This is a genomic window from Arthrobacter sp. Soil761, from assembly GCF_001428325.1.
GTDB lineage: Bacteria > Actinomycetota > Actinomycetes > Actinomycetales > Micrococcaceae > Arthrobacter.
The window spans coordinates 1-5,664 of sequence record NZ_LMSF01000024.1; the positions used below are offsets into that span (position 1 = coordinate 1).

Genomic DNA, 5,664 nt, shown 5'->3' on the forward strand with positions numbered 1-5,664 from the left:
ACCTCAGCCTGAAGCACAGCAAGGGCAGCACGGATCTCCTCGAACGCCCTCACCACCGCCGCTTTCCCCATAAACCCATCATGGCAAGGGGGTCCGACAATTATGATCCTGCTCCAACGCCCATCCCCCAGGCAGCGCTGGGTTGGATGAAACCCGCAATAGGCACCCACTGTGCGTCCGTTTTGGGGATGCAGGCCTTGCTCCGGTACCCTATTGAGGTTGGTGACGTGTCCGAGCGGCCGAAGGTGCAACACTCGAAATGTTGTTTGGTGTAAAAGCCAACGTGGGTTCAAATCCCACCGTCACCGCCATATAGGAAAAGGCCCTGGGCTCCCTTGTACATCAAGGAAACCAGAGCCTTTTGCTTTCCCCGGGCCATATGTCCTCAGCGGCCAAAGCGTCAGCGCGCGGGATCGATCATCGTCATGCCCGCGACCTTAACAGTGTCGAACTGCGGGAGCATGTCAGCGGCCTCGGTCAGCCCGATAACGCGTTCGATGAGCTTCTGCGGTTCCAGTGACCCCGACTCGATGAGGGCGAGCATCTGCGGGTAGTCGGCCGCAGCCATCCCGTGGCTTCCGAACACATCCAGTTCCCAGGCAATAACGCGCGCCATAGGCACGCGGGGGTGACCCTCTATGGGCGGGAGGAGGCCGATCTGGACATGCCGTCCACGGCGACGAAGGCTCAGGAGCGCGTCGGCGCACGTCTGCTCGCTGCCGACAGCATCAATGGAGACATGGGATCCTCCCGTGATCGCATGCACCTGTGCGGGGATGTCCGAGCCGTCCGCGACCAATACGTGGTCTGCGCCGAGGGAAGCGGCCACCTCCAGGGCGGCGGGGTTCCGGTCGACAGCCACAACCTTTCCGCCGAGCGCCTTCGCAACCATGACGGCGCTGAGCCCCACACCGCCTGCCCCGACGATGGTGACCCACTCATCGGCCGCAAGCCGGGCCCGGCCCGTGAGCGCCCGGTAGGCAGTGGCGAAGCGGCATCCCAGGCTGGCCGCTGCTTCGAAGCTGACCCCTTCGGGAATTGCCACGAGGTTGGTGTCGGCCGCATGGATCACAACTTGCTCGGCAAAGGAACCCCAATGGGTGAAGCCTGGCTGCTGCTGCTCCGGGCAGACCTGCGCGTTGCCGCCGAGGCACCATTCGCAGGCGCCGCAGCCTTCCACAAAGGGTGCGGTCACGCGGTCGCCAACCGTCCATCTGGTCACACCCGAACCAACCACGGCCACAACGCCGGCGAACTCATGGCCTGGAACGTGCGGCAGAGCGATGTCGTCGTGGCCTACCCATGCGTGCCAGTCACTGCGGCATAATCCGGTGGCCACGACGGTGATCACCACACCGCCGGCAGGCGCCTCCGGGGCGTCGACCTCGTGAACCGCCAGCGGCCCGGCAATGCTGTTCATGACAATCGCGCGCATAGTGTCCTCCAGGCATCGAATTCGTCCCGTCCTGTTCAGCCGGGAGTCCGGCGACATCTTCGCACGCGGCGATGGTGCATCGAAAACCCTCCCCTGTGTCCTGCCGCGAAGCCGCACATGCTGGCCAGCCACGGATGCTGCCGGGAGCATTGGCGTCACTGCCGGTCTCCGCAGGATTAGAGAATCCGCTGATACATCCGGTGGTCCTGCCACCTGCCGGCTATCCGGAGGTAGTCGGGGGCCGTTCCGTAAGCCACGAAGCCATTCTTTTCCAGCACTCTTTGCGACGCCGTGTTGTGCACCAGGGTTGCTGCCTCGAGTCGGTGAAGTCCCAATGCAGCCTGTGAAATATTGACGGCCGCCGCTACTGCCGCCGTCATAAGCCCTTTCCCTTGGGCTGTGCGGGAAATCCAGTAACCAACGTGCGCGTTCTGGAATGCGCCACGCACGATTGAGCTGAGGGTCAGCAGCCCGACGATACCGTCATGTTGTGCCAGCACCATGGGAAGTGCCGTGCCCGAATCGAGTTCAACAAGCCGCCGCTCAACCACGTCCCGCTGGCCCTGGACGGTGTAGAACTCCTCAGGCCGGACAGGCTCCCACGGGGCGAGATATGACCGGTTCTCCTGAAACGCCGCTGCCAGCGCCTCTGCGTCCGACGCCCGGACGGGACGGAGCACAACACCTTCGGCAATCACACAGGAAAAGTCCACTGCTTCACACTACGCCGAGCCCATATAGGCGCCCACGTCCAGGACGGCGTCACTGCGGGGTCGGCAGCGGCGGACGCCCCTGCGCTTCCGTCTCGACGCGCTTTTTGATGCCCAGGAGCATGGCGCGGTCCATGACCAGGTAGCCGGGCCGAAGAAGGAAGTCCGTCACACGAAGCCCGGCAGGGCGTCCCGGGCCCGTGCGCGTCCTGAGCAGCAGCCTGGTACCGGCAGCACCGGCATCGTGGAGGACGAACTGCCAGGTTCCTGTCACTTTTCCGGGCGGGGCACCAGGGCTTGAGTCCAGAACAAGGTGTCGGCCCTCCTCCAACTCCACCACGCGCGGCCCGCGCCGGCCGCCCGGGTAACCTTCCGGCGTGAAGGCGATGATGTCCCCCACCTGCAGGTCCTGCCACTCCGGATGAATGCGGTCCGCGTTCGTGACACCCAGGTGCAGCAATCCGTTCTCCACCGCCGTGTAGGAATACAGCCCCGCCCGGTCCACACCCATTTGCACTATCCAGGGCCACACCTGGTCGGGACGGGCGGAGACAGTGACCGCCATGGTCTGGATGTCCTCGGGATCGGGAATCAATTCGTCCCCCGGAAGGGGCATTGTTCTTTCGGGCTCCGTGGTTCCCCATGTCCCCAGGGCACGCGGCACGAGGGCGTGCGTGAGAAACCCGGCAGCGGCCGCAGCACCAAGGAATCCGGAAAGCCGGCGACGGGAAGGGGTGGATGAATGATTCGTGCCTGTCTTCGGCCCAATGAAGGCCAGGACATTCGACGCCGTGCTGCTCATGGCACGCCTCCCTTTGGTTGAGGTGGTTCCGCGATGCCTTGCAGCCTACAAACCAGCATCTGGGCGCCACAGAGTCCAAGGCCCCCCTTGCGGCCGCCCTGCAACGACTGACGTCCCATTCAGGCAACTGCCTGGCAACCACCCATCACGAAGTCATCAGGCAGTGCGCCCAAGAACGTGGCGGTCTCCGGAACCCAGCCCTGGCCTTCCGGGCATGAAGGAGGCGCCACCGCTGTTGCGGCGGCGCCTCCTTCTTCAGTACCTGCTCAAAGCCGGGTGTCGAACGACCCGCAAAATACGTTCTCGTTGAACGTTCCCTGGAACGCGGACTTGCCCTGGATCTTCTCTACCGCGGCACGGATGGCTTCCCGAGTCCCGGCATGCGCGTGGATTGCCGTCTTCACCATGGGCACGTCAATCAGGTGGTTCGGCTGGTTGAGGGACACGAACACCGTGGGCACCTCCGTGACGTACCACGGGATCTCCGCTGCCATCGGCGAGGACCACTTGATCCGGATGGCGGCCTCCTGGGCGAAGCCCTTGACGTTGGCAAAGACAAATGCGGCGTCGTACTTTTCCGCGTAGTCCCCGGTGGCTTCCTCGGAGATGACGGACATGAAGTTCACCCCGGTCTCCCCCGCCGCCTCGCGCTGTTCAGCCGTCCGGTACAAGAACACTTCGAAGCCGGCGGCCTCCAGTTCCTCCTTCACCACGTCCAGGTAGGCCAGCGGATCTGCCCGCGTGAAGTCGGCGCCGCCGGAAATGCCGTACAACCGGATCCGCGGATGAGTCCCGGGGGTGATGGGCAGGTTCCCTGCCGTGTCCTTGACCAGTGTGACGGTCTTGTCGGCGATCTCGGCCGCAATCGCCCGGTGCGGCTGACTGCCGATCACGGCCAGCGCCTCGGCCGGCGGCACCAACTGGTCACCGGATTTCAGGTGCAGCCCCAAGGATGCCTTCAGTCCGAGGATCCGCCGCAGGGCGTCGTGCAGCCGCTGCTCGGTGATGACCCCGGACTTGTATCCGTCCAGCATGTACTGGAAGTCCTCGGCGGGGTTCCGGAAGAACAGGAACATGTCGCAGCCGGCCGCAATCGTTGCCGGAACCAGGTCCTTCCGCTTCATTGCCTGCGTCAGGCCCACCATCTGCGAGGCGTCGGTGAGGACCAGGCCATTGAAGCCCAGTTCGCCGCGCAGCAGGTCCTGCAGCAGTTCCGGGGACAACGTGGCCGGCAGGATCCCGGCATCAGGAAGACCCGGCCGGAAATGCCGCGAGACCTCCGGCGCCCCAATGTGGCCCACCATGATGGACTGCACGCCGTGCGCAATCATTTCCCGGTACACGTGCCCATAGGTCCGGTTCCATTCCTCGTACCCGAGGGTGTTGTAGGACGTGACCACGTGCTGGTCCCGCTCGTCGATGCCGTCGCCCGGGAAGTGCTTCATGGCGCAGGCAGTGGGTGATTCGCTGATGCCGTCGAAGTACTCCTTGGCGCGCTCCACCACCACCTCCGGCGTATTGCCGAAGGAGCGTGTGGAAATGACGGTGTTCCGCCAGTTGTAGTGGATGTCCACGATCGGCGCGAAGGCCCAATTGCAGCCCAGGGCAGCCGTCTCCACGCCTGCCACCTGCCCCATCTGCCGGGCGATGTTCCTGTCCGGGTGCGAGCCTGCCTGCAGGTGCGTGGATACGAACGTGCCGTCGTCGCAGCTGCCGGCCCCGCCCATCTCCGGGTTGGAGGCAATCAGCAAGGGAATCCGGGACTTGGACTGCGCGTAGCGGATATGTTCCTGGACGGCGGCGGACGGGCCGGGCCGGTACCGCATGCCGCCCACGTGGTAGTTTTCCAGCACCCCGTCGAGGTATCCGGGCGAGTAGTCGTTGTTGTGGTTGATGAACAGCTGCCCGATCTTTTCCTCGAGCGTCATGGCACCAATGGTGCCTTCCACCCAGGCGATCGCGCCGGCGTCGAGCATGAATGGCGCTGCCGCAAGGTCGACGTCGAACTGGCGCGGCCTGGTGCCCGCGGCCCCCTTGGCAGGAGGTACGACGGCGGCAATCCCCTTGAGTGCCTCCGCCACCACGTCCTGAACGGGTGCGGCGATGTCAACCACCACGCCGCGCTCGTCTTCCTGCAGAGGTTCCAGTGTGGCGAGTTGGGATTCCAGCAGCGCGGGAGGCATGAAGTGCCCGGTCCGTCCCTCGGTCCGCGCCTTCAGAACCTCCTTGCTGCCGTCCAGGTGCAGGAAGACGGTGTCCGGGGCCTGTTCCCGGATGGCGTCCCGGTACCTTCGGCGCAGGGCAGAACACGCCAGGACCAGCCCACCGTCGCCCGCAGCCGCCAGCTTGCTGCCCACCGTTGCGAGCCATGGCCAGCGGTCCTCGTCCGTCAGCGGTGTGCCCGCGGCCATTTTCGCGACGTTCTCCACGGGGTGGAGGGAATCGCCGTCAACGAACGGGACGCCCAGTTCGCGGGCGACGAGGTCACCGATGGTGGTCTTGCCGCAGCCGGAGACGCCCATGACGATAATGCGATGTTTGATCATTGTTTGGTCCTTGCCAGTCGTGGCGGTCTTACCAGTCGTGGACGGTGCCGTCGACGAGGCGGTTGTAGGGCAGGTAGGCCTGCTGGTAGGGGTAGGCCGCGGCGGCTTCTTCGTTGAATTCGACGCCGATGCCCGGCTTGTCGCCCGGGTGCAGGTACCCATCCACGAACG

The 5,664-nt window shown here is 64.8% G+C and carries 4 protein-coding genes, 1 tRNA gene and 1 pseudogene; 1 reads left to right on the forward strand and 5 read right to left on the reverse strand.

All coding sequences use genetic code 11. The annotated features are described in order from the left end of the window. The first annotated feature begins 221 nt into the window (after positions 1 to 221). Positions 222 to 311, forward strand: a tRNA-Ser gene (locus tag ASG79_RS14435). 89 nt (positions 312 to 400) lie between these two features. On the opposite strand, the gene ASG79_RS14440 is transcribed toward ASG79_RS14435, so the two are convergent. From ASG79_RS14440 to ASG79_RS23555, 5 genes and pseudogenes are all read right to left on the reverse strand, one after another. Continuing rightward, positions 401 to 1,435, reverse strand: coding sequence for a zinc-binding dehydrogenase (locus ASG79_RS14440; protein ID WP_056392115.1), 1,035 nt, complete (start codon positions 1,433 to 1,435; stop codon positions 401 to 403). Positions 1,436 to 1,611: 176 nt separating this feature from the next. Further along, a complete protein-coding gene (locus ASG79_RS14445) occupies positions 1,612 to 2,148 on the reverse strand; it encodes a GNAT family N-acetyltransferase (RefSeq protein WP_056392116.1) in 537 nt (178 codons plus the stop codon). A 49-nt stretch (positions 2,149 to 2,197) separates the two neighbouring features. Then, complete coding sequence (locus ASG79_RS14450; RefSeq protein ID WP_235509818.1) at positions 2,198 to 2,947, reverse strand: hypothetical protein; 750 nt, start codon at positions 2,945 to 2,947, stop codon at positions 2,198 to 2,200. Positions 2,948 to 3,213: 266 nt separating this feature from the next. After that, positions 3,214 to 5,493 (reverse strand): gluconokinase, GntK/IdnK-type, encoded by a 2,280-nt coding sequence (locus tag ASG79_RS14455; RefSeq protein ID WP_056392122.1) that lies wholly within the window; start codon positions 5,491 to 5,493, stop codon positions 3,214 to 3,216. 28 nt (positions 5,494 to 5,521) lie between these two features. Beyond that, positions 5,522 to 5,664, reverse strand: a pseudogene (locus ASG79_RS23555) (bifunctional D-altronate/D-mannonate dehydratase); the annotation flags it as partial.

Coding starts and splice junctions, on each gene's coding strand:
- ASG79_RS14440 (WP_056392115.1), bottom strand. CDS start 1,435: ATGCGCGCGATTGTCATGAACAGCATTGCCGGGCCGCTGGCGGTTCAC.
- ASG79_RS14450 (WP_235509818.1), bottom strand. CDS start 2,947: ATGAGCAGCACGGCGTCGAATGTCCTGGCCTTCATTGGGCCGAAGACA.
- ASG79_RS14455 (WP_056392122.1), bottom strand. CDS start 5,493: ATGATCAAACATCGCATTATCGTCATGGGCGTCTCCGGCTGCGGCAAG.